At 52.3% G+C, this 25,723-nt stretch carries 22 protein-coding genes; 10 read left to right on the top strand and 12 right to left on the bottom strand.

The window, feature by feature from the left end:
- Nucleotides 1-76 precede the first annotated feature (76 nt).
- A complete protein-coding gene (gene manA, locus J4650_RS02080) occupies nt 77-1,252 on the bottom strand; it encodes a mannose-6-phosphate isomerase (RefSeq protein ID WP_001170625.1) in 1,176 nt (391 codons plus the stop codon).
- A 199-nt stretch (nt 1,253-1,451) separates the two neighbouring features.
- Between manA and fumB the strand changes: the two genes are divergently transcribed.
- Both fumB and fumC read left to right on the top strand, forming a co-directional pair.
- Nucleotides 1,452-3,098, top strand: a complete 1,647-nt coding sequence (gene fumB, locus J4650_RS02085; protein WP_000066609.1) for a class I fumarate hydratase — start codon at nt 1,452-1,454, stop codon at nt 3,096-3,098.
- A 167-nt stretch (nt 3,099-3,265) separates the two neighbouring features.
- Nucleotides 3,266-4,669 carry a class II fumarate hydratase gene (gene fumC / locus J4650_RS02090; protein ID WP_023993247.1) on the top strand — a complete coding sequence of 468 codons (1,404 nt, stop codon included), beginning with the start codon at nt 3,266-3,268 and terminating at the stop codon, nt 4,667-4,669.
- Here fumC and tus read toward each other — a convergent pair.
- The 5 genes from tus to rstA form a co-directional block, all read right to left on the bottom strand.
- Complete coding sequence (gene tus, locus J4650_RS02095; RefSeq protein WP_000092493.1) at nt 4,666-5,595, bottom strand: DNA replication terminus site-binding protein; 930 nt, start codon at nt 5,593-5,595, stop codon at nt 4,666-4,668. The genes fumC and tus overlap by 4 nt on opposite strands.
- A gap of 75 nt (nt 5,596-5,670) precedes the next feature.
- Nucleotides 5,671-6,972 carry a two-component system sensor histidine kinase RstB gene (gene rstB, locus J4650_RS02100; protein ID WP_000732955.1) on the bottom strand — a complete coding sequence of 434 codons (1,302 nt, stop codon included), beginning with the start codon at nt 6,970-6,972 and terminating at the stop codon, nt 5,671-5,673.
- A 110-nt stretch (nt 6,973-7,082) separates the two neighbouring features.
- The gene (locus J4650_RS02105) at nt 7,083-8,789 is read right to left on the bottom strand and encodes an amidohydrolase (protein ID WP_000928666.1); all 1,707 of its coding nucleotides are present in this window, start codon (nt 8,787-8,789) and stop codon (nt 7,083-7,085) included.
- Nucleotides 8,790-8,941: 152 nt separating this feature from the next.
- Nucleotides 8,942-10,093 (bottom strand): porin OmpC, encoded by a 1,152-nt coding sequence (gene ompC, locus J4650_RS02110; protein ID WP_023993248.1) that lies wholly within the window; start codon nt 10,091-10,093, stop codon nt 8,942-8,944.
- A gap of 479 nt (nt 10,094-10,572) precedes the next feature.
- Nucleotides 10,573-11,304, bottom strand: coding sequence for a two-component system response regulator RstA (rstA, locus tag J4650_RS02115; protein WP_001080048.1), 732 nt, complete (start codon nt 11,302-11,304; stop codon nt 10,573-10,575).
- A gap of 126 nt (nt 11,305-11,430) precedes the next feature.
- On the opposite strand from rstA, the gene J4650_RS02120 reads away from it, so the two are divergent.
- Complete coding sequence (locus tag J4650_RS02120) at nt 11,431-11,766, top strand: GlpM family protein (RefSeq protein WP_000524877.1); 336 nt, start codon at nt 11,431-11,433, stop codon at nt 11,764-11,766.
- Between the two features lie 61 nt (nt 11,767-11,827).
- Here the strand turns inward: J4650_RS02120 and J4650_RS02125 are convergent, their stop codons facing one another.
- Together J4650_RS02125 and ydgH are read right to left on the bottom strand one after the other, a co-directional pair.
- Complete coding sequence (locus J4650_RS02125; protein ID WP_000412353.1) at nt 11,828-13,210, bottom strand: amino acid permease; 1,383 nt, start codon at nt 13,208-13,210, stop codon at nt 11,828-11,830.
- A gap of 298 nt (nt 13,211-13,508) precedes the next feature.
- Nucleotides 13,509-14,453 (bottom strand): DUF1471 family protein YdgH, encoded by a 945-nt coding sequence (gene ydgH / locus J4650_RS02130; RefSeq protein ID WP_000769294.1) that lies wholly within the window; start codon nt 14,451-14,453, stop codon nt 13,509-13,511.
- Nucleotides 14,454-14,979: 526 nt separating this feature from the next.
- Between ydgH and pntA the strand changes: the two genes are divergently transcribed.
- Together pntA and pntB are read left to right on the top strand one after the other, a co-directional pair.
- Nucleotides 14,980-16,509 carry a Re/Si-specific NAD(P)(+) transhydrogenase subunit alpha gene (gene pntA / locus J4650_RS02135; protein WP_001219360.1) on the top strand — a complete coding sequence of 510 codons (1,530 nt, stop codon included), beginning with the start codon at nt 14,980-14,982 and terminating at the stop codon, nt 16,507-16,509.
- A 10-nt stretch (nt 16,510-16,519) separates the two neighbouring features.
- Nucleotides 16,520-17,908, top strand: a complete 1,389-nt coding sequence (gene pntB, locus J4650_RS02140; protein ID WP_000014056.1) for a Re/Si-specific NAD(P)(+) transhydrogenase subunit beta — start codon at nt 16,520-16,522, stop codon at nt 17,906-17,908.
- 174 nt (nt 17,909-18,082) lie between these two features.
- Here the strand turns inward: pntB and J4650_RS02145 are convergent, their stop codons facing one another.
- Nucleotides 18,083-19,117 (bottom strand): AI-2E family transporter, encoded by a 1,035-nt coding sequence (locus J4650_RS02145; RefSeq protein WP_001118272.1) that lies wholly within the window; start codon nt 19,115-19,117, stop codon nt 18,083-18,085.
- Between the two features lie 417 nt (nt 19,118-19,534).
- Here J4650_RS02145 and mdtJ point away from each other — a divergent pair, with 417 nt between their 5' ends.
- Nucleotides 19,535-19,897, top strand: coding sequence for a multidrug/spermidine efflux SMR transporter subunit MdtJ (gene mdtJ, locus J4650_RS02150; protein ID WP_000500278.1), 363 nt, complete (start codon nt 19,535-19,537; stop codon nt 19,895-19,897).
- A complete protein-coding gene (mdtI, locus tag J4650_RS02155) occupies nt 19,884-20,213 on the top strand; it encodes a multidrug/spermidine efflux SMR transporter subunit MdtI (protein WP_001183821.1) in 330 nt (109 codons plus the stop codon). The genes mdtJ and mdtI overlap by 14 nt, the downstream gene beginning before the upstream one ends.
- A gap of 39 nt (nt 20,214-20,252) precedes the next feature.
- Here the strand turns inward: mdtI and J4650_RS02160 are convergent, their stop codons facing one another.
- Together J4650_RS02160 and asr are read right to left on the bottom strand one after the other, a co-directional pair.
- Nucleotides 20,253-21,074, bottom strand: a complete 822-nt coding sequence (locus J4650_RS02160) for a serine protease (RefSeq protein ID WP_000549649.1) — start codon at nt 21,072-21,074, stop codon at nt 20,253-20,255.
- Nucleotides 21,075-21,342: 268 nt separating this feature from the next.
- Nucleotides 21,343-21,594 carry an acid resistance repetitive basic protein Asr gene (asr, locus tag J4650_RS02165; RefSeq protein WP_000756315.1) on the bottom strand — a complete coding sequence of 84 codons (252 nt, stop codon included), beginning with the start codon at nt 21,592-21,594 and terminating at the stop codon, nt 21,343-21,345.
- A 235-nt stretch (nt 21,595-21,829) separates the two neighbouring features.
- Here asr and J4650_RS22715 point away from each other — a divergent pair, with 235 nt between their 5' ends.
- Complete coding sequence (locus J4650_RS22715; protein ID WP_001068154.1) at nt 21,830-21,922, top strand: hypothetical protein; 93 nt, start codon at nt 21,830-21,832, stop codon at nt 21,920-21,922.
- Between the two features lie 66 nt (nt 21,923-21,988).
- Here the strand turns inward: J4650_RS22715 and J4650_RS02170 are convergent, their stop codons facing one another.
- The gene (locus tag J4650_RS02170) at nt 21,989-23,242 is read right to left on the bottom strand and encodes an MFS transporter (RefSeq protein WP_000091796.1); all 1,254 of its coding nucleotides are present in this window, start codon (nt 23,240-23,242) and stop codon (nt 21,989-21,991) included.
- A gap of 119 nt (nt 23,243-23,361) precedes the next feature.
- Between J4650_RS02170 and J4650_RS02175 the strand changes: the two genes are divergently transcribed.
- Together J4650_RS02175 and mlc are read left to right on the top strand one after the other, a co-directional pair.
- Nucleotides 23,362-24,261, top strand: coding sequence for a LysR family transcriptional regulator (locus J4650_RS02175; RefSeq protein ID WP_001019577.1), 900 nt, complete (start codon nt 23,362-23,364; stop codon nt 24,259-24,261).
- Between the two features lie 127 nt (nt 24,262-24,388).
- Nucleotides 24,389-25,609, top strand: a complete 1,221-nt coding sequence (gene mlc / locus J4650_RS02180; RefSeq protein WP_000225094.1) for a sugar metabolism global transcriptional regulator Mlc — start codon at nt 24,389-24,391, stop codon at nt 25,607-25,609.
- Nucleotides 25,610-25,723: the final 114 nt, after the last annotated feature.

Here is a 25,723-nt window from a genome sequence, read left to right on the forward strand (position 1 = left end):
GGCGGATTAAACCGCCTGGAGGAGTTTTACGTCTGTTATAAGCTTAGCAAGAGTTGTTAAAAAATTCAGTACGTTGCTACAGCTTGTTATAAACACGCGCTAAACGGCCCGTGCCGCTGGCGTTAACCGGAGATTCATCCGCGCCGATAAAGGCCGATTCACCCGGCTTCAGTACCAGACGCTGTTCATCTTTACGTAACACCGCCTCACCCTCAACGCAGAACAGAATCGCGGCGCTGTGTTGGCCGATGCTCGTCTCCTGAAGCGCCAGGTCGTGCAGTGAAAAAGCAAAATCGTCAACCGGAATTGGGAAGTCCAGCTCCGCGCCGCTTTTCACCGGGGCAGTCAGCAACTCGCTGGCAGGTTTAGGTTCGAACTTCACGTTCGCGACCAGCTCAGGGATGTCGATATATTTTGGCGTAAGGCCAGCGCGCAGAACGTTATCGGAGTTTGCCATGACTTCCAGCGCAACGCCCTGCAGATAAGCATGAGGCGTTTCGGCAAACAGGAACATCGCCTCGCCGGGATTCAGTTTGACCACATTCAGCAACAAAGGAGAGAAAAGCCCGCTGTCGTCAGGATAATACTCTGAAATCACGCGGATCGTTTGCCACGGTTCGCCTTGCTGGCTGTTAAGCGCCGCTTTGAGTACGGCTAACGCGCGGGATTTTTCTTCGCCTTGCATATTCAACAGGCTGGCGAAAAGCTGGCTCAGACGTTCAGCGTTCGGCGCCTGCAAAAAGTGGGCGATAGCGGAATGCGCGCCGGCGACAGGTTGCAGTAAAGAGACAATGTCAGAAAATTCGCGGAACGCGTTCATCGCCAGGAAAGGCGTCAGGGCAAAAACCAGCTCTGGTTTATGGTTAGGATCTTTATAGTTCCGCTCTGCGGCATCCATGGGGATACCCGCCGCATTTTCTTTCGCGAAACCGATTTCGGAGTTGCGTTTATTCGGGTGCACCTGAATAGAGAGCGGCTGCGCGGCGCACAGTACTTTAAACAGAAACGGCAGTTCGCCGAAACGGTTGGCTACCGCTTCGCCCAGCATGGCGGTTTTATTCTTTTCGATGGCGTCACGCAGGGAGACGGTTTCGCCGTTGGCGGTGGTGATTCGCGAGCTGCTTTTGGGATGCGCGCCCATCCAGAGTTCAGCCATTGGCTGCTGCTGCGGATTGGCGATGCCATAAAGTTCCGTTAACGCAGTTTTACTTCCCCAGGCATAGTTTTGCACTGAGTTAATGAGTTTTTGCATTATCAAGCCCTGTTTCAATGTGGAGATCAATGGGAGGTATTAAACCAAGAAACCCGCATGAAGTAACCTCCGGGCGTAAAAAGTCGTACTTGTCTCAGTTTTTGTTAAAAAATTGTGTAGGATAGTGTTACTCGCTTTGAGTCGGGCAATGGAACACCTGCCCAGAGAATAACCATACCGAGCGGTAAGTGAGAGCACAATGTCAAACAAACCCTTCTTTTATCAAGACCCTTTTCCCCTCAAAAAGGACGATACCGAGTACTACTTGTTGACCAGCGAACATGTTTCCGTCGCCGAATTCGAAGGACAAGAGATCCTGAAAGTCGCGCCGGAAGCGCTAACGCTGTTGGCGCGTCAGGCCTTCCACGATGCGTCTTTTATGCTACGTCCCGCGCATCAGCAGCAGGTGGCGGATATTCTGCGCGATCCGCAGGCCAGTGAAAACGACAAATATGTCGCGCTGCAATTCCTGCGAAACTCCGATATCGCGGCCAAGGGCGTGTTGCCCACCTGCCAGGATACCGGTACGGCCATTATTGTCGGCAAAAAAGGCCAACGGGTCTGGACTGGCGGAGGTGATGAAGCGGCGCTGGCTCGCGGCGTATATAACACCTATATCGAAGATAACCTGCGCTATTCACAGAACGCGGCGCTGGATATGTACAAAGAGGTCAATACCGGTACTAACCTGCCAGCGCAGATCGATCTCTACAGCGTCGATGGCGATGAATATAAATTCCTCTGTATCGCTAAAGGCGGCGGATCGGCGAATAAAACCTACCTCTATCAGGAGACAAAAGCGCTTCTGACGCCGGGTAAGCTCAAAAATTATCTCGTCGATAAGATGCGTACGCTGGGCACCGCCGCCTGTCCGCCGTATCACATCGCGTTTGTCATTGGCGGCACCTCGGCGGAAGCGAACCTGAAGACCGTTAAGCTGGCCTCGGCAAAATACTATGATGCGCTACCGACCGAAGGCAATGAACACGGGCAGGCCTTCCGCGATATTGAACTGGAAAAAGAATTGTTGCTTGAGGCGCAAAATCTTGGCTTGGGCGCGCAGTTTGGCGGCAAGTATTTCGCTCACGATATTCGTGTCATCCGATTGCCGCGCCACGGGGCATCGTGTCCGGTAGGTATGGGCGTGTCCTGCTCCGCGGATCGAAACATTAAAGCGAAGATCAACCGGGAAGGGATCTGGATCGAGAAGCTGGAGCGCAATCCCGGTAAATATATTCCAGAGGCGCTGCGCCAGGCGGGAGAGGGCGAGGCGGTGCGCGTTGATCTTAACCGTCCCATGAGCGAGATACTGCAACAATTGTCGCAGTATCCGGTATCAACGCGCCTGTCGCTGAACGGCACGATTATTGTGGGCCGCGATATCGCGCACGCTAAACTGAAAGAACGGATGGACAGAGGTGAGGGTTTGCCGCAGTACATCAAAGATCATCCTATCTATTATGCGGGGCCGGCAAAAACGCCGGAAGGGTACGCCTCCGGGTCGCTTGGGCCGACTACCGCAGGACGGATGGACTCTTATGTTGATCAGCTCCAGTCGCAGGGCGGCAGTATGATCATGCTGGCGAAAGGCAACCGCAGCCAGCAGGTGACCGATGCCTGTAAGAAACATGGCGGCTTCTACCTGGGCAGTATCGGCGGCCCGGCAGCCGTTCTGGCGCAGGGTAGTATCAAGCGCCTGGAGTGCGTGGAATATCCTGAACTGGGTATGGAGGCTATCTGGAAAATTGAAGTGGAGGATTTTCCGGCCTTTATTCTGGTGGATGATAAAGGTAACGATTTCTTCCAGCAGATTCAGTCATCGCAGTGCGCGCGCTGCGTTAAGTAATGTCGCCGCCCTGCGGGGCGGTAACATGATTCGCTATTTTGCCGGAGAACGGCGCAAGCGCCTTATCCGGTCTACACCGTTGTGTTGTTATCGTTAATACTCATAAGACCGCAAACATGTGAGCAATGTCGACACATGATCTCATCAACTTGAGTAAGGAGCAGGTAATGGTAACGGTACGCCGCGAGAAAGATTCAATGGGCGCGATTGAAGTCCCGGCAGATAAACTGTGGGGGGCGCAGACTCAACGTTCGCTGGAGCATTTTCGGATTTCCACGGAGAAAATGCCCGTCTCGCTCATTCACGCTCTGGCGTTGACCAAGCGCGCTGCTGCGAAGGTCAACCAGGACTTAGGGTTGTTGGCGGCGGAAAAAGCCAGCGCGATTATCCAGGCGGCTGATGAAGTGCTGGCGGAAAAACATGCTGATGAGTTTCCGCTGGCGATTTGGCAGACCGGGTCCGGTACGCAAAGCAACATGAATATGAATGAGGTGTTAGCGAACCGCGCCAGTGAAATTTTGGGCGGCGTTCGCGGTATGGAACGCAAGGTGCATCCCAATGATGACGTCAATAAGAGTCAAAGCTCAAACGATGTGTTCCCAACCGCCATGCACGTGGCGGCGTTACTGGCGTTACGCGAACACCTCATCCCGCAATTATCCGCATTAACGGATACGCTTCGCGATAAATCCCACGCTTTCGCCGATATTGTCAAAATTGGCCGTACTCACCTGCAGGACGCGACGCCGCTCACCTTAGGCCAGGAGATTTCCGGTTGGGTAGCCATGCTGGAACATAACCTCAGACACATTGAGCACAGTTTACCGCACGTCGCGGAACTGGCGCTCGGCGGAACCGCAGTAGGGACAGGGCTTAATACCCACCCGGAATATGCCCGGCGCGTGGCCGAGGAACTGGCGACGATTACCGCGGCGCCGTTTGTTACCGCCCCGAATAAATTCGAAGCGCTGGCGACCTGTGACGCGTTGGTACAGGCGCATGGCGCATTAAAAGGACTGGCGGCCTCGCTGATGAAAATCGCCAACGATGTTCGCTGGCTGGCGTCCGGCCCGCGCTGCGGCATTGGCGAGATTGCTATCCCGGAGAATGAGCCAGGCAGTTCCATTATGCCTGGTAAAGTGAACCCGACCCAGTGTGAAGCGGTAACGATGCTATGTTGCCAGGTGATGGGTAACGATGTGGCCATCAATATGGGGGGCGCATCGGGCAACTTTGAGCTCAACGTCTATCGTCCGATGGTTATCCATAATTTTCTGCAAACGGTGCGCCTGCTGGCCGATGGCATGGCGAGCTTCAATCAACACTGTGCGTCAGGAATCGAGCCAAACCGCGAGCGTATTACGCAGTTGCTGAATGAGTCACTGATGCTGGTCACTGCGCTCAATACGCACATCGGTTACGATAAAGCGGCGGAGATTGCGAAGAAGGCGCATAAAGAAGGGCTGACGCTCAAAGCCTCAGCCGTGGCATTAGGATACCTTAGCGACGAGGAGTTCGACGCCTGGGTACGTCCGGAGTTGATGGTTGGCAGTATGACGCCGGGACGTTAATCCGCCACATACAGGTGCAGTCGCGGAATAATCAGTCGCAGCGGCTGCGCCTGTGGTTTAAAACGGTGCTGAATATTATCGGCGTCATAGTTTTCCAGCCCGCCAATATCCGGCACGCCAGCGCCGTTGTCCGTGTTGATTAATGCGATAATCGGCGTGGGGCAGGCGTGTTGCACCTGTTTCTGCTGGCCTTTATACCAGATGCGGGCGATCGGCTGTACTTTAACCGGACGCTTAATCTTGAGTCGGGCCTGCTGCGGTAAGGCAGCGATATCCTGATATTCCCGTTCCAGCTTGAATTGCCATTGTTCGCGCGTCCACGGCGGGACGCTGCGCGGCGACGCGAGGCTTTTTTTCAACTGGCTCAGAACCTCATCCCGGCTTAAATTTTTAATAATATGTTTATTTGCCCAGCCGAAACGTATGGTGGCGGGGTTATTGATAAGCGTCAGCGTGCGGTAAGCGTTCAGCGTAATTAAGCCGGGGAGATGCCGATGCACCCACTCAAAACGTGCCGCTGAGGGAAGACCGGACTCTACCGTAACCATCTGCTCGAAGGTGGTTTTCAACTGGTTAATGCGCTGTATCTGATTTTCCAGATCTAACTGTATCGCATTATCCACTTGATAGCATAAAACGCCAGGCAGGCGGACGGCGGCTTTACTGCTGCGATTTTCGGACTGCTGTTGAATAAACAAATGGCGATAGTGACGTAGCGCCAGCGTTTCGGCCTCTTTCCCCAGATGTTGCGTTACCTCGATAGTATCCAGCGGCGCATGTTCCGCCTCTTTGGTCACCTGCGGCAGTGAAAAGACACGGGCGATAAGTAGCGAATGCTGCTGTAGATTATCCGTCAGCGCCGCCAGGTGTTGTTCTATCTGGCGAAAAGTGCCATTCAGGCGTTCAACGAGATCGTAGCGGGACATGGTATCACTCACTTTAGTTACAACATACTATCTGTATAGCACAGTTCCCGCCGCTCAACCAGCGTGCAAAATACGTCAGGCAGCGGTCACGTTGGGCATCGCGTGCCAGACCGGCCAGTGAAAGCTAAATTTTGCGCCGCCCAGTTCGCTCTCGTCACAGACGACGCTACCGCCCATCGCCAGGGCGATAGAGTGTACGATGGCGAGTCCAAGCCCGCAGCCGCCTGTCGCCCGGTCTCTACTGGGGTCGAGTCTGACAAAAGGTTCAAATACGCGCTCACGCGCATCCGCTTCAATGCCGGGGCCGTCATCTTCAACTATCAGCGTTGCCTGACTGCCGTCGAGTAACAGGCTGACTTGAACGGTGGTACGACTGTAGCGCAACGCATTATTCAGCAGGTTATCCAGCACTCGCGACATTAACCGCATATCAAGCGCGCCATAATCGCCGATTACACATGTGACAAGGTTTACGGCGCGTTCCGGGGTCACGCTTTGCACATCCTGCAAATGCGCGAGCAACCAGGCGGGGAGGTCGGGTTCGGTCAACATCAGTTCATTTTGCGGTCGGTCAAGGCGCGCATAGGTGAGCAGTTCTTCAATCAGCGCTTCCAGTTGACCAATATCGCGATTGAGCGCCTGTGATTCCGGCGGTGTCAGATTTTCACTCATTTCAAGCCGATAGCGTAAACGTACCAGCGGCGTGCGAAGCTCATGGGCGATACCGTCAATCAGCTGTTTTTTACTGGCGATCAGGGCATTAATGTTATCCGCCATCTGGTTGAACGCGACGCCCAGACGTTCGAAACTGGAGCCATTATCGAAGTGCAGGCGTTCAGTCAAATGACCCTCGCCAAAGCGCTGCGCGGCGGATTCGAGCCTGAGCATTTCTTGCCAGTGCGGGCGCATCCAGATAAACACAGGAAAGGCGAGAGAAAAGGCAATGAGCGCCATTAAGGCGATATCCAGCAGTCGCATTTGATGCAGGAAATAGAGATAGGGAACCGGGCCAACCGCCAGGACGTAATGGCTGCGCGGGATACGCTGAATAAAGGTGTATTGATCGTCAAGCGCGACAATATCGCCTTCACGCAGTCGCTGCGTGGTGGCGGCATCAAGCTTATAGTGATTTAACGGTTCAACGCGTAAATCGAAAGAGAGGTTCAGGTCCATCTCTTTTAACGTTTTCCCCCATTCACGCGGCGGAATTTCCCGCAGTTCGCTGCGCATCAGATAGAGCGAACTTTTCATCAGATCGTCGAGCGATTGCCTGCCCGCGCGTTCGGCGGTGAATTTGTACACCAGTCCGACCAATAAGGTCATGACCAGAAAACAGACGAACAGCAAAAGGTAAAACTGCACAAACAGCTTTTTCATCAACGCCCACCGGATCTCAATACATTAGCTCTATCGCGCGCTGACGAAAAAGATTTCCCGTCAGCGCCGCTGGTGGGTTATAAAAGCAGGCTTTGCGTCAACTGACAACCTCATTGTCCGGCGTTAAGGTCCGGACTTTCGTGAACAATGCGTCCATCGACAAGCGTCAAAACAGCGCGAATGGTATCAATTCTGTCTTCCGGCATCGTCATAAATGGCTGATTGAGTACCGCCAGATCGGCCTGTTTTCCGACGCTAAGCTGGCCCCGGTGTTGTTCGGCAAAGGCGAGCCAGGCGGCATGACGTGTATATAACGCTAGCGCTTCCAGACGCGTGAGCCTCTCGCTGGCGGGTTTACGCACGGAACCGCCTGACGCTATACCGGTGATATGATATTCGATAGCGTGCCAGACACCGGCAATGCCAATACGCGTCGAATCGGTACCGCCAGCCACGACAAGCCCTTTATCCAGCGCCAGTCGAACCGGCGGCGAATTGTCCGTCGCGCCGGGTGGATTGGCGTCACGGATGGCAAGCCCCTCAAAGTAAGGCCCCATTTGCACAGTGTATGCCAGACCCAGCTTACGCATTCGCTCAAGCGTCTGTGGCGAACCGGTATTCAGATGCGCAATAGACCAACGGAGAGGGCGCAGATCGTACTGCTGCGCTACCTGCTCAAAAATCGTCAATATCGTGTCGGCGCTATCATCGGTATAGGCGTGGATCTCAAGAGGTATTCCCCGTTTTGCCGCAAATGTCGCGACCTGGCGAAGCGCGGTTTTGTCCTGCTCTGAGGAAGAAAACCCTGGGGTCATCCGCACGCCGTCATTCATTCCGGCCACCAGGCTTTCCCCCAGGCCAAGAAAAGCCAGTTGCCCGTCATCGGCACGCGCCGGGCGAAAGGCCATCAGGTTGCTGAACCACTGCGCTTCATGACCTTTCGCTTCTGGCTGTACCGGAATGCGATACCCCACGCGCAGCGGTAAATCCCCCTGGTTTCGCATTGCAAATAAAGGCTCATAAGCGGCGGCAGGCCCGGCAGAGGGGTCAATGATGCCGGTCACGCCGCGAGCGTTCATATCAGCGAAAAATTGCCGCAGACCACCCTCACGATCGGCGTTACTACTTATGCTGGCAAAAAGCTGGTTAAACGCGGCGATGTCACCAAATAATTTCCCCGTGGCGCTACCTTTTGCGTCGCGCTCTACGCGGATTCCCGCTAAATCAGGAGGAGGGGTGTCGTTAAGGCCAAGTACGTCTATACCGCGCTGATTCACTAACGCATAGTCGTAAAGATACTGAATATAAGCTGGATGATCGGGAAGGGCGTGGCTCAGTTCGGCTACCGTCGGCGCCCGGTTTTCTGCAAATTGCGCCGGTATCCACGATCCCACTACGGCTACCCATTGATCGTGGGGACGACGGTTCGCGTCGGCGCGTAATTTATCCAGCGCGTCTTTAAGCGAAGGGCTGTCGTACCAGTAGGTTTCGAATGTCCAGGTTTGTCCGCCGCGAATGGCGTGGATGTGGGTATCGGTCAGGCCGGGTATCACGGTTTTACCCTGTAAATCGATGGTACGGGTATGGTCGCCGCGCCATTCATTTGTCGCCGTATCATCGCCAATCGCCACAATCCGCGAGCCGGAAATCGCCAGCGCGCTGGCCTGCGGCTGGGCATCATTCAGAGTGATGATATTACCGTTATGTAAAATAATATCCGCTGCCGGGCGGGCGGCGGTGGCTGCGCCTGTGGCCGTGAGCAGAAAGAGAAGCGCGGTTCTGGAAAGCAGAGGCGGGACGAGACTGATCATTAGCATGTTCCTTTTGTCGGGCGATAAGCAAACCATAGAGAGCGAACAAGAATTGTTCAATCTGTGCCCAGGGAACAGTGCGTTCTGTTTTTAGAACGGTGGTGATAAAAAAAGAAAAGCCCGCCGAAACGGCGGGCTTGAGAAGAATTAATGAATAATTAGAACTGGTAAACCATACCCAGCGCGACGATATCATCAGTGCTGATACCGGCATCTTTATAGAACTGGTCGTCATCATCCAGCAGGTTGATTTTATAATCAACATAGGTGGAGAAGTTTTTGTTGAAATAGTAGGTAGTCCCAACAGAAACATATTTAACCAGGTCTTTATCGTCTTTGGTACCAGCAGGGCTTGCTGCTGTGCCAGGCATATTCAGATCCTTACCTTTAGACATCAGGAAAGAAACTTCAGGACGCAGACCGAAATCAAATTGGTACTGTGCAGTTACTTCATAGTTCTGAGTTTTATTCGCTACGCATGAGCTGCAATCGTCATTGCCGTAAGGCGTCATATTACGGGTTTCTGAATACATTGTGGCCAGATAGATATTATTGGCATCATATTTAGCACCAACAGTCCATGCATCCGCTTTATCACCGCCAGCGGTAGAGTAATTAACCTGCTCATTAGTACGATCGGAAGTGGTATATGCCGCGCCGAAACTTACGCCCATACCCAGATCATAAGTTGATGAGATACCGAAGCCGTCACCGTTAGCGTTCTTCACGTTACGATCGCCGCCGTTATTAGTGCCTTCCTGCTCATGAGAAACCTGGTTTTCATTGGCACCCTGATATTGCAACGCGAAGTTCAGACCTTCTACCAGACCGAAGAAATCAGTGTTACGGTAGGTGGCCACGCCGTTAGCACGACCGGTCATGTAGTTGTCAGCGTAAGTATAGGAGTCGCCGCCAAACTCAGGCAGCATATCGGTCCAGCCTTCTACGTCGTACAGGACGCCGTAGTTACGACCATAGTCGAATGAGCCGTAGTCGCCGAATTTCAGGCCGGCGAATGCCAGACGAGTCCAGGAATTAGCACCTTCGCCTTCGGTAGTGTTAGCCTGAACGTTATATTCCCACTGGCCGTAACCGGTCAGTTGGTCGTTAATCTGCGTTTCGCCTTTAAAGCCGACACGCATATAGGTCTGATCGCCATCTTTAGAAGAGTCATCAGAGAAATAGTGCAGGCCGTCTACTTTCCCGTAAAGGTCCAGTTTGTTGCCGTCTTTGTTATAAATTTCAGCGGCGTGTGCTGCGCCAGCAGCCAGCAGAGCCGGGATGACAAGTGCCAATACTTTTCTTTTCATTTTTTTATCCTTAAAAACTTAACTTATTTGCAAAAGATTGAACTTCTACAGATTCGTTGAATCAAAGGCATCCTAATCTGAATAATATTATTTCAGCAAATGCTAACTTTTCTTATATGTTATTAATTAATACAAAAGTTACTATCGGAAACGCATATATTTATGGTGAATATGTTTGTTGTTATATATTCATGACTATGATTTGTTTGATTTCACAATTTGCGAAAAAAGACGGCAATATAGCAGCGGGCAGACATTCTGTTATCAATTTTGTGAACTGGCTTCGAGTTTTTTTTATTTAATTTTCTTGAGCGAAAAAGACGTAATGATGAACCGCAACGCAGAGAAAACGGTAATAAAGGGGCTGTTCCGACTAATAAAAATAGCATCCATGTATACAATGTCTGTTTTTTGAACAGTGGCGGTGATGAGCATCGCCACTATGACTTGATAAAGGCAGGTAAAATCTGTCGGCTAATTTATCCCGTCGTTTCGTCCCAGGCATGAGGGGCAAAAAGATAGCCTTTATTGCGAATGGTCTTTATACGATAGGGCTCAGCAGCGCTATCCAGCAGTTTCTTACGCAGGCGGGAAATCGCTACATCCACGCTGCGATCCAGACCATCATAATTGACGCCGCGCAGCGTTTTTAGCAACGCGTCGCGATCCATAATTTGTCCGGCGTGTGTCGCCAGTTCCCAGAGCAATTCAAAATCGGCGGTGGAGAGCGATATGAAATCGCCATTGAGCTGGACCGCCCGGTTAAGGGGATCGATGGTTAACGCGCCAAAACGCAGCGCTTTATGCGGCGTAAGCGCGCTCTCCTGAAGACTTTTTGCCTGTTGCGTTTGTTCGCTTTGCCGCAGGTGTAAGCGCAGACGTGCCAGCAAAACGGCCGGAGGCGTGGTTTTGAGGATGTAGTCGCAGGCGCCCATCTCCAGCGCCAGAATATGATTCATATCACTGTCCAGCGAGGTGAGCAGGACAATCGGGCCTTGCCAGCGGTGGCGCAGATCGCGGCATATCGTCATGCCATCTTTACCTGGAAGCATAATATCCAGTAAAACCAGATCGGGCTGAGTGGTGAGGATAAGATCCTCCGCCCGGTCACCACGCGGCTCAACAATGACATCAATATCATGTTTCGCCAGATAAGCGGCAATGAGAGAACCCACTTCAGCGTCGTCTTCAACAAATACAATGCGGTTCATATTATAAATGGAGAATAGAAAACGCCAACATACACCGCCTCTGTTTTCCCTTCCATAAATCTTTTCTAAACGAGAGCGGTTCCGTTATGCTACACGCTGTTGTTATTAGCGTGTTAAGGCAAGGTAATGGGACTCGTGATTAAAGCTGCCCTGGGGGCGCTGGTCGTCGTATTGATTGGTCTGCTGTCAAAAACGAAAAATTATTATATCGCCGGATTAATTCCTCTGTTTCCAACGTTTGCGCTTATCGCGCACTATATCGTGGCCAGCGAGCGGGGCATCGACGCGATGCGTACCACCATCGTCTTTAGCATGTGGTCGATCATTCCTTATTTCATTTATCTTGCAACGCTATGGTATTTCAGCGGTGTGATGCGCCTGCCCGTCGCGCTTGGCGGTGCGGTGGTCTGCTGGGGGCTAAGCGCGTGGCTGCTGATTTTTTGCTGGATTAAATGGCATTAATATTGGCAAAGACCGTGGTTTCCCCATCGTAATACAGACGGATATTACGATGGGGAGGTTGTTAACCCACCAGCATCCACGTAGCCGGAACCGCCGCGACCAGCAATAAACCAATCAGCACGACTTCCTGACGATTTAACACGTTGTCATGCTTGTGCGTCCGACGCGCATACAGGAAAACCAGTAATCCAGGCGCGTACAGCACGACGGACAGCAGCAGGTGCATGGGACCCGATGCGTATAACAACCATAAGCCATAAATACAGGCTCCGATACCGACCGCCCGATGGAGGGGACGTGTTGCAATCTTCAGCAGAAATGCGCCGACCAGAAAGTAGGGCACCAGAATCATTTCTGACGCAATCGTCAATAGCGTGTTGTAGTCCGAACCGGTCAGCCAGATCAGCACCAGACAGATTTGCACACAGATATTGGTGAGCCATAACGATGCAGAAGGCGCGCCTTGCGCATTTTGTCGCGCGAAGATGCCCGGGAAGGATTTATAGGCTGCCGCCAGAAATGGCACCTCCGCCGCCATAATAGTCCAGCTTAGATAAGCCCCGCAGACAGACACAATCAGTCCCGCTGCAATAATAATTTCTCCCCACGGCCCCATCATTTTTACCATCAGTCCGGCCATCGACGGGTTGCGCATCTCCGCCAGTTCCGGACGCGCAAGAACGCCAAGAGAAAGCAGCGTGACCAGGAGATATATTCCCAGCGCTGCGAGGACCGCCAGTAGCGTGGCGCGGCCTACATCGCGTTTATTTTTCGCTCGGGCCGAGACGACGACGGCGCCTTCAACGCCAATAAACACCCACAGCGTAATAAGCATGGTGTTCTTGACCTGTTCCCATACGGGAATACCGAGTTCAACACCGGTGAAGTCCAGTGTGAAGGTATCCAGTTTGAACATCATGATAGCCAGCACAATAAACGCGCCGAGCGGCAACAGTTTCGCCAGAGTCGCAACCAGATTGATGCTGGCTGCCGTTTGTACGCCGCGCAGGATGAGGAAATGGACAATCCAGAGCAGGACTGAAGCGCCGACAATAGCCTGCCAGGTATTACCGTCGCCAAACAGACGCAGGGCAGGCGTATCGGTAAAGAAACTCAGCGCTGAAAAAACGATAACCAAATAGGATACGTTGGCGATGACCGCGCACAGCCAATAGCCCCAGGCAGAACAAAAGCCAATCAGTTCGCCGAAGCCTTCGCGGGCGTAAGTAAAGATACCGCCGTCAAGCTCGGAGCGAATGCGCGTAAGGATTAACATGGCGAATGCCAGTAAGAGTATCCCCACGCCGGTAATGGCCCAGCCAATTAACAACGCAGCCGGACTGGCAACGGCGGCCATATTCTGGGGCAGGCTGAAAACACCTGCGCCAAGCATTGAGCTTAAAACCAGCGCGGTCAGCGCGCTCAGTCCCAGTTTTTTTTCCATTGGTATCCAGCTATAAAAATGAAATTGGAAGAATAATTATTATGGCAAAACGCATAAAAATGGTGAAAGCCACTAAGGCGCGGGATTTTACGGAGAGAAGGGACCGCATGCAACGGCCTGGATAAGATTTATCGCCAAAAAAGCGAAAAGTGAGATTCATCGCGATATTTGACGGAACTGGCATCCCGCGAGAAAGTGCCGGATGGCGGCTTATCAGGCCTGCCGTTGAACGATCGTGTAGGCCTGATAAGGCAGGTATGCCGCCATCCGGCGAGAAAGCCTGATGGCGACGCGCGCCTTATTTATAGAGGTCGGCGCTGATGGTGATGTTATTACCGCGCTCCTGCCACTGACGCGTAATATGATAATACTTAGCGCCTTTCTTCGCCGCGCGTTTGGCGACCTGGTAGGAGATTTCTGTCATATTGCCGTAGTTGCCGGTGAACTTAACGCTGTCGAAAGGCACCATCATCGCAGCCGTCGCTTTATTCAGCTCCTCAACTTTTGTGCCATCCGGTAGTGTGACAGTGTAACGCCCGCCTTTGGAGGATTGCGTTTCGAAGAAACGGCCTACTTCGGCGCTCGGCGAGGCTGACGTGGCGACGCCTGGAATTTCGACTTTCTTCGCAGCTTCGCCGCCCTGAGCCAGCGCGGCGCGGCCAGCTTCAGAGTCTGCCGGAATAGCGTCCGGGCTCTGGACGATGCGTTTTTTCGCATCTTGTTTATAGATAAATGCAGTGATGCGCTGGTTTCCGCCCTGATTCGCATCTATCTGACGAACAATATAGAAAGCATATGCGCCTTTTTGTTTCGCCGCTTTCGTAATGGCATCGTTAACTTCCGGCTGGCTACGGTAGAAGCCCTGAACGGTGACGGTGTCATACGGTTCTAATTGTACGGCCTGGTCTTTCGGTAATTCCACGATGCCATTAATGACACGATTTTTGGGCGCGTCGGCTTTCGGCGCGTCGGCTTTATACACGTCCGCCACAACACGCCAGTTACCACTGTTGCCGAACTCCGAGGTGTCGACAACATAGAAGGAGGCTGCGCCTTCTTTATCTGCGCGGCGGGACACGGCGGAGACCGCATCGCCAATAGCATTAAAACGACCGGTAATAACGATGCGGTCATAAGGTTTTAGTGCAGCCGCTTGCTCCGGCGTCAGTTCTGTTGCTGCATGGACAGAAAAAGCAGCCGCAGAAAGCAGAGCCGACGCCAGGAGAGTGTTCTTAAGCTTCATAAAAATAATCCTTCGCCTTGCGCAAACCAGGTACTGGTATTGTTATTGACTAGAAACGTGGCTGATTATTGCATTTAAACCATATGGATGTCTGCGGGATTTTTCACGCATCGTGTCATGTATCCTATCTTTGATGATAACATTTACCGATATGTCGAAAAAAACGGCGTCCGGGCGGCTAAGCTAATGAAGCGCATAAATTTAATAAGTTAATTTAATGTTAATTTCTTGATCCCGGCAGAGGTTTAATGATGTTTTGCTGTCAAATTTGAGCGAATTATCAGCCCTCGCAGGCCATTTTCAAGGCATTATGGCTGCTTAGCGGCTGAATCGTTCATGTTTTGCAAATTTGATAAAAAATTCTGTTTTTTGGCGCTAGATCACAGGCGTTATTTTCAGTAGGTTATAGAGAGTTTGTAACGGTTTTATTCTGCTGGGGTAACATTTACCTCAAACGCGGGCAGGCGTACGCTTCTCGCGCTTACTGACAAACCATCATCAAAAATATCGATGGAAGGGAACATTTATGCGAATTGGCATACCAAAAGAGCGGTTACCCAATGAAACCCGTGTCGCTGCGACGCCGAAAACGGTAGAGCAGCTACTGAAGCTGGGGTTTAGCGTCGCTATCGAAAGCGGGGCGGGTCAACTGGCAAGTTTTGACGACAAAGCGTTTGCGCAGGCTGGCGCGGATATTGTAGACGGCAATGCTATCTGGCAGTCGGAAATTATTCTCAAGGTTAATGCGCCTGAAGAAGAGGAAATCGCTTTACTGAACCCCGGGACTACGCTGGTCAGTTTTATCTGGCCTGCGCAAAATCCTGGGTTAATGGAGAAACTTGCCGAACGTAAGGTTACGGTGATGGCGATGGACTCCGTGCCGCGTATTTCCCGCGCGCAGTCGCTCGACGCGTTAAGCTCAATGGCGAATATCGCGGGTTATCGCGCCATTGTAGAGGCCGCGCATGAATTTGGGCGCTTCTTTACCGGGCAAATCACCGCCGCCGGGAAAGTGCCACCGGCGAAGGTGATGGTGATTGGCGCGGGCGTAGCCGGTCTTGCGGCTATCGGCGCGGCAAACAGCCTGGGGGCGATTGTCCGCGCGTTTGACACTCGTCCTGAAGTCAAAGAGCAGGTCCAGAGTATGGGGGCTGAGTTCCTCGAACTGGATTTTAAAGAGGAAGCCGGTAGCGGCGATGGTTACGCCAAAGTGATGTCCGAGGCGTTTATCAAAGCGGAAATGGCGCTCTTTGCCGCCCAGGCCAAAGAAGTCGATATCATTGTTACCACCGCGTTGATTCCGGGCAAACCTGCGCCGAAGCTGATTACCCGCGATATGGTCGATTCTATGAAGGCTGGCAGCGTGATTGTCGACCTGGCCGCGCAGAACGGCGGTAACTGCGAATATACCGTCGCTAATCAGGTTGTGACGACGGACAATGGCGTGAAAGTGATTGGCTACACCGATCTACCGGGGCGTTTGCCGACGCAGTCATCCCAGCTTTATGGCACCAACCTGGTTAACCTGCTGAAGCTGCTGTGCAAAGAGAAAGACGGCAATATTGACGTGGATTTTGACGATGTCGTGATCCGTGGCGTGACGGTGATTCGCGACGGCGACATTACCTGGCCTGCGCCGCCAATCCAGGTTTCCGCGCAGCCACAAGCCGCGCCTAAAGCAGCACCTGCGCCAAAAGAGCCGGAAAAGCCCGCTTCACCCTGGCGGAAGTATGCGTTAATGGCGCTGGCGATCATTCTTTTTGGTTGGCTGGCCGATGTCGCGCCAAAAGAGTTCCTCGGCCATTTTACCGTGTTTGCGCTCGCCTGCGTGGTTGGTTATTACGTGGTGTGGAACGTGTCTCATGCGCTTCATACGCCATTAATGTCGGTGACCAACGCAATTTCAGGGATTATTGTTGTCGGGGCATTATTGCAAATTGGTCAGGGCGGCTGGGTCAGCTTCCTGAGCTTTATCGCGGTGCTTATCGCCAGCATTAATATTTTCGGTGGCTTCACCGTGACTCAGCGTATGCTGAAAATGTTCCGGAAAAACTAAGGGGTAACACATGTCTGGAGGATTAGTTACAGCTGCATACATTGTTGCCGCGATCCTGTTTATTTTCAGTCTTGCCGGGCTTTCAAAGCATGAAACGTCCCGCCAGGGGAATAACTTCGGTATTGCCGGGATGGCGATCGCGTTGCTGGCGACCATTTTCGGGCCGGATACCGGCAACGTGGCATGGATTCTGGTCGCCATGATTATTGGCGGCGCGATTGGCATCCGCATGGCGAAAAAAGTTGAGATGACCGAGATGCCGGAGCTGGTCGCGATTCTGCACAGTTTCGTGGGCCTGGCGGCGGTACTGGTTGGCTTTAACAGCTATCTGTACCATGACGCCAGTCTGGCGCCGGTGCTGGTGAATATTCATCTGACCGAAGTCTTCCTCGGTATCTTTATTGGCGCAGTCACTTTCACTGGATCGATCGTAGCGTTTGGTAAACTGCGCGGCAAAATCTCTTCTAAGCCGTTGATGTTGCCTAACCGTCACAAAATGAACCTGGCGGCGCTGGTTGTTTCTTTCCTGTTGCTGCTGGTTTTTGTCCGCACCGAAAGCGTGGGTCTACAGGTTCTGGCGCTGCTGCTGATGACCATTATCGCGCTGGCGTTTGGTTGGCATCTGGTCGCCTCTATCGGCGGGGCGGACATGCCGGTGGTTGTTTCAATGCTGAACTCCTATTCCGGTTGGGCTGCCGCGGCGGCTGGCTTCATGTTGAGCAACGATTTGCTGATTGTGACCGGCGCGCTGGTCGGTTCGTCAGGCGCGATCCTGTCTTACATTATGTGTAAAGCGATGAACCGCTCTTTCATCAGCGTTATTGCTGGTGGGTTCGGTACTGACGGCTCCTCAACGGGCGACGATCAGGAAGCTGGCGAACATCGCGAAATCACGGCGGAAGAGACCGCTGAGATGCTGAAAAACTCCCACTCCGTCATTATTACGCCGGGGTACGGGATGGCGGTGGCGCAGGCGCAGTATCCGGTGGCGGAAATCACCGAAAAACTGCGTGCGCGCGGTATCAACGTGCGTTTCGGCATTCATCCGGTGGCGGGTCGCCTGCCGGGGCATATGAACGTGCTGTTGGCAGAGGCGAAAGTGCCTTATGACATCGTGCTGGAAATGGACGAAATCAATGATGATTTCGCCGATACCGATACCGTGCTGGTGATTGGCGCGAACGATACGGTGAACCCGGCGGCGCAAGACGATCCCCGCAGCCCGATCGCCGGTATGCCGGTTCTCGAAGTGTGGAAAGCACAGAATGTCGTGGTCTTTAAGCGTTCAATGAATACTGGTTATGCTGGTGTGCAGAACCCGCTGTTCTTTAAAGAGAATACGCAAATGCTGTTTGGCGATGCCAAAGCCAGCGTGGATGCAATTCTGAAAGCGCTTTAATCTTTTAAACGTGCGGCGGCCTCTTCGGAGGCCGTTTTTATACACTTCATCCTTTAAGCTGCCTCTTTGTTGGCTGCGCTCAGAAACCCCGGTCACATCGTTATCTATGCTCCCGGGGATTTCTTCCCTTGCCGCCGCGAGGCATCTTGAATGATTTTGTGTATGTATTGCATTTTATCTTTTGTTTAAATCGCTAAGCAGAACGGCGATACTCTGCCCGCCAGTGGTCTGTTCGAGGGCGATTTTGACAATGATGGTTAACGGAACGGAGAGCAACATGCCCACCGGACCTAATAGCCAGCCCCAGAAAATTAACGACAAAAATACCACTAAGGTTGAAAGGCCTAAACCACGTCCCATAATTCGTGGCTCAAGGATATTGCCGAAGACCAGATTAATCAGCAGATAGCCTGCCAGCACCAGCAGCGCATCATAAAACCCGTTAAATACCAGCACCTGAATAATGGGCGGCAGGGCAGCGAGCACCGATCCAATATTAGGAATATAGTTCAGCGCGAAGGCCAGTAGACCCCAGACAAAGGCGAAGCGGACATCCAGCACGGCCAGCATTCCCCATGCGACCAGCCCCGTCACGATACTGATCGCTGTTTTTAACACCAGATAATGGGAAACGCTATCAAGCGCGCGTTGAATTGCCGCCATGCCCTCCACCGGACGGCTCATCATCTGCTGCAGTTTTTCAGGCAGCTGTGGAACCTCCAGCAGCATAAATACCACGGTCAATAACAATAAAAAGATGGACGACATAGCATTGGACAGCTGGGTGAGCAGGTTCGTTACCAGAGTCATGGCGGCGTTTGGATCGATATATTTCGCCAGCTCATCAACCGACACGCCAATGCCTGCTCGCTGTAACCACGGTTCAATACGTTGCAACGGTATCACCAATGAGGAGCGATACTGCGGTAGGGTACGAGCCAGTTCATTTAATGATGTTCCCAAATAGGCCAGTAGCAGTACCATTAACATAACAATAATCACAATGAGCAATGATACTGCGATAACGCGCGGAATTCGGCATCGGGTCATCCGTTGCACAACGGGATTGAGAACGACTGCAATAAATAACGCCAAAATAAAGGGAACAATGATATCTGCGGCGAAGCGGATACCGCTCAGAATAACTACCAGCATTCCCAGCATAATGACGATTTTTAGACCATTGAGCGTGATGATCGGTTTTGCCATATCAGTCCCTGTTTTCTGATGCCGACACGAATAATAATGTGATGTCGGTCGACCTGTTCTGGTTAAAATCAAACACTTCAGGTAAAGAAGTGAAAATATTTTGAGTTAATTCCTGGCTTATGATACAAATCAGGCGTGTTCAACTACCGAGGACAATTATCATCCGCGATGACGAGAAGCAACACTGCGGATAATTGTAATATTATGGACAATATGTTCAGCGCTTTTTTCTCCACGCAAACGCATCTTCACTCTACCTCCTTTTTCCTGCTTATCGGCGAGCAGCACTGGCGTAACGCACTTTAGTCTCTCACTTCTGCCTGAGCTGGCGCAATGCGCTGTGCTAACTGATTTTATTTTTTAGTTTGCTGCGTGCAGCAGACTCGAAAGAGTATATTCTCATGCAGGAGAAGTGTCATGTTTTACTGGATTTTATTAGCTCTGGCTATCGCGACTGAAATTACCGGCACGCTCTCAATGAAATGGGCTAGCGTGGGTAATGGCAATGCGGGTTTTATTTTAATGCTGGTGATGATCACGCTGTCATATATATTTCTTTCTTTTGCGGTAAAAAAGATTGCCCTGGGTGTAGCGTATGCCTTATGGGAAGGGATCGGCATTTTATTTATTACCATTTTTAGCGTGCTGCTATTTGATGAAGCATTATCAACCATGAAGATTGCCGGCTTGCTGACGCTGGTCGCCGGCATAGTATTGATCAAATCAGGGACGCGTAAACCCGGCAAACCGGTGAAGGAGGCGACTCGTGCAACAATTTGAATGGATACACGGCGCCTGGCTTGGGCTGGCAATAATGCTGGAAATCGCGGCTAACGTACTGTTGAAATTTTCGGACGGCTTTCGTCGTAAATGCTATGGCATCTTATCGCTTGCCGCTGTTCTGGCCGCCTTCAGCGCGCTTTCCCAGGCGGTAAAAGGGATAGACCTGTCGGTGGCGTATGCGTTATGGGGCGGTTTTGGTATTGCCGCCACGCTGGCGGCGGGCTGGGTGCTCTTCGGCCAGCGCTTAAACCCCAAAGGCTGGGTTGGCGTGATATTGCTGCTCGCCGGAATGGTCATGATCAAATTTGCCTGAGACGATCGCTGCCTGTCGGTTCAGGCAGCGATTCCCGCATTAATCCTGCGCCAGAGCTTTCAGCTTATCGCGAAAGCCGGTGACGGATATAGCGCGGTTATCGGCGCGCCAGCGATCTTTAGCCGCAGGGGCGGAGCTTTGTACGCCAATGAGCTGCCATCCGCTATCCGTGTGCAATAAGAGCGGCGAGCCGCTGTCGCCAGGTAACGTGTCGCACTGGTGTGAGAGTACGGCATTCTGCGCCCAGCCGGTCACGACGCAATCCTGATGGGAATAGAGCGCATTCAGATGATCTTCCGGATAACCGGACTGCGTGACTTTTCGGTCTGCGGCTTTCAACGCCGCAGTGAGCGCCGCTTTATCGCCGGTAAATAAAGGCACTGGCGTGATACCGGAAGGTGGGTAGCGCAATATTACCAGACCAAAATCCCAGCTTGCCGCGGCAGGCGGCACAATCCAGCCATCGCCATCCGCTTTCAGGCGTCGGCCCAGCGACGGTTCAACGCGGCCTTCAATGCCGTGGATTTCATAGCGCCATACTCCTTTTCGCGCCACAAAACGCAGCGCAACCGCCTTGTCTGGTTTTCCTTTCGGTGGCGTTAGCAGGCAGTGACCTGCTGTCAGGGCGATATGCGGGGAGATAAGCGTTGCCGTACACAAATTACCGCTGGCGGTCTCTAGTTGCCCGATGGCATCCCACGGCGATTGGGTAGGATCGGCGACGGGCACCCGATCGTCATGGTTAAAAAAAAGCGTTTTGACGTCGCTGGCATCCGTGGCGTCTGTTTCAGCCCCCCTGGCTTTCGCCATAACCGGTAAAAAACACACTATGCCCAGTAATACAGCAATGGTTTTATGCATATCACACTCTGGTGGGTAATTATGATTATTAACAACAAACCCTCAGTACTACTATAGACGTGACGGTAAGAAAGTGGGAGTAAAATCAGATAACTACACTCAGGAAAGATAGAAATGCGTGGCAATAACGGCGCATAAAATAAGCACGATAAGAATGAGCTCAAAGCGGTAGCGAGACACTTTTTTGCCCTCCCGGAAGGCGGCGCTAAACCAGAACAATTTAGCGCCGTAAAAACGGGCGCGGGGGCGCGCCGCAGCATGTTACGACTTACGCAGCCGGCTGCGAAGTTGTTTTTGACGTAGATTTGGCTGGGGCTTTTTTGCCATCTTTTTTCTGGTGCTTTTTAGCCGCCTGCGCTTTTTGCTCAACGGTTTTTTTATGCTGTTTTTTGTGGTGCTGGGTGTTCTGGGTTGTTTTGGCAGGCGTTGCGGTTTTCGCAGGCGTTGCAGTCTCAGCCGCGAATGCTGCGGAAGAGAGACCCATTGCAGCGGCAACAACCAGAGCTAATACTTTTTTCATTTTGATACCCTCGATTTGGTTTTCATTCAACCCCACTGCGGGGCCGGTGAAATGACTATATCGCTGTTATCAAAAGGCTTCCGTGAGTGATTGGTTTCGGCATGTAACGCTATGTACAATCCCCCGGTAACGCGATGTAAGCCCCCACCATAATAGGTAGCTTTACGTTACCGGCCGTTATTTTTGGTCGCAGAGTCGGTAATATCCGCCCTCCAGAATAACAGGCACACCGTATATGAATCCGATAATCTGGGTGGTATTTACGCTTCTGGCGCTGGATGCAATCAGAGAAGTTATGGGCGTATCAAGCCTGACAGGTCTATGGTGAACAGTGAGTCGTGGCGTGAAACCAGCCCGGCGATAGCGCACGTTGCTATCGCCGGATTATTTCTTTTCAGGCGTGAAGACGATGATGTAACCGCGTCCCGACCAGGATGGCCAGCACCAGCATTAGCGCGATAAAACCACCTACGCCGTTCCAGCCGTAACTATGCCAGAATACGCCGCCTAGCGTCCCGGCGATACTGGACCCCAGATAATAGCTGAAAAGATAAAGTGACGAGGCCTGTCCCTTCGCCCGGCGCGCACGCGGGCCAATCCAACTACTGGCCACGGAGTGCGCGGCGAAAAAGCCGGCGGAAAAAAGCAGCATCCCGGCAAAAATCAGCCAAAGCGAGGTAAAAAGCGTCAGTAAAAGCCCACCCAGCATTACTGCGGTAGAGAACAGCATCACTGGCCCCCGGCCATAGCGTGAGGTCATTGCGCCAGCTTTCGGCGAACTCCATGTGCCGGTGAGATAGGCTACGGATAACAGTCCGACCACGGCCTGGCTTAATTCCCAGGGGGAGAGCATCAGGCGATAGCCAATGTAGTTAAACAGGGTGACGAACGCGCCCATCAGTAAAAAGCCTTCCGCAAACAGCAGAGGTAACCCTCGATCGCGCCAGTGGAGACGAAAATTAATAAATAGCGTTTTAGGCCGTAGCGACGTGGGACGGAAATGTTGCGAGGCGGGTAAAATCTTCCAGAACATCAGCGCGGACGCCAGCGCAAAGCATCCGATGGCCGCCAGCGCGATGCGCCAGTTAAAAAAGTCGGTCATGACGCCGCTTAATAAACGCCCGCTCATCCCGCCGATGGAATTACCGCTAATATAAAGCCCCATAGAGAAAGCGACAAAGCTGGGATGGATTTCTTCGCTCAGGTAGGTCATTCCCACCGCGGCGACGCCGCTTAACGACAGACCGATCAGCGCGCGCATAATCAGAATACCATGCCAGCTGGTCATCATGGTTGATAACAATGTGCAGCAGGAGGCTAATAACAAGGCGGTGACCATCACCGGTTTACGGCCTATCGCATCAGAAAGCGGGCCGGTAAAAAGTAAGCCGATAGCCAGCATGGCGGTAGAAATAGAAAGTGAAACGCTGCTGCTGGCGGGGGAGACGCCAAACTCCTGGGAAAGTACCGGTAGTATAGGCTGAACGCAATAAAGGAGCGCGAAAGTCGCCAGGCCCGCGGAAAAAAGGGCCAGCGTGACGCGCATGAAAGGCGCTGTACCGCGTTTAATAAATTGAACCGGCTGAGAATGGCGTTGTTCATCGATATCGCTCGCCGTGGCGTCATCGAGAATAGTTGTACGACTCACGTTAAATCCTTGCTTTACATCTCCGTCAACAGGAGACGGGTATAACCGACATGTAAAGCATAGAAAAAGCAAAATATTCTGTCTAATATATTAATTGTCTCAAATAAGACGTTAAAAATATGAATATCGAATTACGTCATTTACGTTACTTTGTGGCGGTAGCAGAAGAGCTGCATTTTGGTCGCGCCGCCGCGCGCCTCAATATCTCGCAGCCGCCGCTCAGTCAGCAGATACAAATTCTGGAGCAGCAGGTCGGCGCGCGATTACTGGCGCGGACCAACCGCAGCGTAGCGTTAACGGCCGCCGGGCGACAGTTTCTGGTGGACAGCCGACACATCCTGAGTCTGGTAAACGACGCCGCCGCTCGCGCCGAGCGGCTGCATCAGGGCGAAGCGGGAGAAATCCGTATTGGCTTTACGTCTTCAGCGCCTTTTATTCGGGCGGTATCGCATACCTTTTCGCTGTTCCGCCAGTCCTATCCGGGGGTGCATATGCAAACGCGTGAAATGAATACGCGTGAGCAAATCGCGCCGCTCAACGAAGGCGTACTGGATATTGGCTTGCTGCGGAATACGCCGCTGCCCGACACACTTAATCGCGAGGTGATTTTGCATGAGCCGCTTATGGCCATGATCCCGCGCGAACATCGGCTGGCGCAAAAGCCGGTCGTCAGTCTGACAGAACTGGCGGAAGAACCTTTCGTCTTTTTCGATCCACATGTCGGGACGGGCCTCTACGACGATATTCTCGGCCTGATGCGGCGCTATAACCTGTCGCCGACCATCACGCAGGAGGTTGGCGAGGCAATGACCATTATCGGTCTGGTGGCGGCGGGGCTGGGTGTCTCGATTCTGCCGGCATCCTTTAAGCGTGTACAGATGAGCGAGATGCGCTGGGTTCCCCTGGCGGAAGAGGACGCCGTATCTGAAATGTGGCTGGTATGGCCAAAGCATCATGAACAGAGTCATGCCGTACAGCGGTTTTGCCAACTGCTATTACTGGCTGCCCGACGGGATTAATTACGCTTAAAAAGGGTGAAAATGTGCAGTTAATCACACGGCTAAGCAAAAAGTTGACGGCGAGTATTGAAGTGTTTCACCATAGCACACAGATTATTTCGGAGCGCGAAAATAAAGGGAGTGAGCGGTGGTTGCTGATAGTCAGCCTGGGCATATCGATCAAATTAAGCAGACCAATGCTGGCGCAGTGTATCGCCTGATTGATCAGCTCGGACCGGTATCGCGAATTGACCTGTCTCGTCTGGCGCAATTGGCGCCTGCCAGTATTACGAAAATTGTTCGCGAAATGCTGGAAGCGCATTTGGTTCAGGAACTTGAAATTAAAGAGGCGGGCAGTCGTGGACGTCCCGCCGTCGGGCTGATGGTGGAAACGGAAGCCTGGCACTATTTATCTATTCGTATTAGCCGTGGCGAAATTTTCCTTGCGCTACGCGATCTTAGCAGCAAACTGGTGGTAGAAGAGTGTCTGCCGCTGCCGTTAACCGAAGCCACGCCGTTGCTTGAGCGAATTATTACGCACGTTGATCGGTTTTTTACCCGCCATCAGCAGAAACTGGAGCGTCTGACCTCCATTGCCATTACGTTACCGGGCATTATCGATACCGAAAACGGCGTTGTGCACCGGATGCCGTATTATGAAGATGTCAAAGAGATGCCTTTGGGAGATGCGCTGGAGCGGCACACTGGCGTACCGGTTTACATTCAGCATGATATTAGCGCCTGGACGATGGCAGAGGCGCTTTTTGGCGCTTCACGCGGCGCGCGCGACGTTATCCAGGTGGTGATTGATCATAATGTGGGGGCGGGCGTTATCACCGACGGTCATTTGCTTCATGCGGGCAGTAGCAGTCTGGTAGAGATTGGGCATACCCAGGTCGATCCTTATGGTAAGCGCTGTTATTGCGGTAATCATGGCTGTCTGGAGACCATCGCCAGCGTCGATAGCGTGCTGGAACTTACGCAGCTTCGGCTTAATCAGTCGATGAGTTCAATGTTGCACGGCCAGCCGTTAACGGTAGATTCACTGTGTCAGGCGGCGATGCAGGGAGATCTATTAGCAAAAGATATTATTAGCGGCGTTGGCGCGCATGTCGGACGCATTCTGGCTATCATGGTGAATTTATTTAATCCGCAAAAAATTCTTATTGGTTCGCCGCTAAGTAAAGCGGCTGATATCCTTTTTCCGGCCATTGCTGACAGTATCCGTCAGCAGGCGCTGCCCGCCTACAGCAGGAATACGGTAGTGGAAAGCACGCAGTTTACCAACCAGGGCACGATGGCCGGGGCGGCGTTGGTAAAAGACGCGATGTATAACGGCTCTTTGTTGATTCGTCTATTACAGGGTTAACATTTTTTAACTGTTGTACAAAAATTTGCGCTAACTCAAGCTGATTGCCCTTGCCATATCTTAGACTTTCTCCACTGTATTATTTTCCTGGCTTATATTTTCGAAGCATAACGG

This window comes from Salmonella sp. 32120201201600049SM (genome assembly GCF_017572835.1).
GTDB classification, from domain to species: Bacteria; Pseudomonadota; Gammaproteobacteria; order Enterobacterales; family Enterobacteriaceae; genus Salmonella; species Salmonella enterica.

What these genes read in the sequence shown, in the direction of transcription:
- mdtJ (WP_000500278.1), top strand. Translation starts at nt 19,535, where the DNA reads ATGTTTTACTGGATTTTATTAGCTCTGGCTATCGCGACTGAAATTACC.
- pntB (WP_000014056.1), top strand. Translation starts at nt 16,520, where the DNA reads ATGTCTGGAGGATTAGTTACAGCTGCATACATTGTTGCCGCGATCCTG.
- J4650_RS02105 (WP_000928666.1), bottom strand. Translation starts at nt 8,789, where the DNA reads ATGCTAATGATCAGTCTCGTCCCGCCTCTGCTTTCCAGAACCGCGCTT.
- J4650_RS02145 (WP_001118272.1), bottom strand. Translation starts at nt 19,117, where the DNA reads ATGGCAAAACCGATCATCACGCTCAATGGTCTAAAAATCGTCATTATG.
- tus (WP_000092493.1), bottom strand. Translation starts at nt 5,595, where the DNA reads ATGTCCCGCTACGATCTCGTTGAACGCCTGAATGGCACTTTTCGCCAG.
- ydgH (WP_000769294.1), bottom strand. Translation starts at nt 14,453, where the DNA reads ATGAAGCTTAAGAACACTCTCCTGGCGTCGGCTCTGCTTTCTGCGGCT.
- asr (WP_000756315.1), bottom strand. Translation starts at nt 21,594, where the DNA reads ATGAAAAAAGTATTAGCTCTGGTTGTTGCCGCTGCAATGGGTCTCTCT.
- J4650_RS02120 (WP_000524877.1), top strand. Translation starts at nt 11,431, where the DNA reads ATGGGACTCGTGATTAAAGCTGCCCTGGGGGCGCTGGTCGTCGTATTG.
- fumC (WP_023993247.1), top strand. Translation starts at nt 3,266, where the DNA reads ATGGTAACGGTACGCCGCGAGAAAGATTCAATGGGCGCGATTGAAGTC.
- J4650_RS02175 (WP_001019577.1), top strand. Translation starts at nt 23,362, where the DNA reads ATGAATATCGAATTACGTCATTTACGTTACTTTGTGGCGGTAGCAGAA.
- fumB (WP_000066609.1), top strand. Translation starts at nt 1,452, where the DNA reads ATGTCAAACAAACCCTTCTTTTATCAAGACCCTTTTCCCCTCAAAAAG.
- manA (WP_001170625.1), bottom strand. Translation starts at nt 1,252, where the DNA reads ATGCAAAAACTCATTAACTCAGTGCAAAACTATGCCTGGGGAAGTAAA.
- J4650_RS22715 (WP_001068154.1), top strand. Translation starts at nt 21,830, where the DNA reads ATGAATCCGATAATCTGGGTGGTATTTACGCTTCTGGCGCTGGATGCA.
- rstB (WP_000732955.1), bottom strand. Translation starts at nt 6,972, where the DNA reads ATGAAAAAGCTGTTTGTGCAGTTTTACCTTTTGCTGTTCGTCTGTTTT.
- rstA (WP_001080048.1), bottom strand. Translation starts at nt 11,304, where the DNA reads ATGAACCGCATTGTATTTGTTGAAGACGACGCTGAAGTGGGTTCTCTC.
- J4650_RS02160 (WP_000549649.1), bottom strand. Translation starts at nt 21,074, where the DNA reads ATGCATAAAACCATTGCTGTATTACTGGGCATAGTGTGTTTTTTACCG.
- pntA (WP_001219360.1), top strand. Translation starts at nt 14,980, where the DNA reads ATGCGAATTGGCATACCAAAAGAGCGGTTACCCAATGAAACCCGTGTC.
- ompC (WP_023993248.1), bottom strand. Translation starts at nt 10,093, where the DNA reads ATGAAAAGAAAAGTATTGGCACTTGTCATCCCGGCTCTGCTGGCTGCT.
- J4650_RS02125 (WP_000412353.1), bottom strand. Translation starts at nt 13,210, where the DNA reads ATGGAAAAAAAACTGGGACTGAGCGCGCTGACCGCGCTGGTTTTAAGC.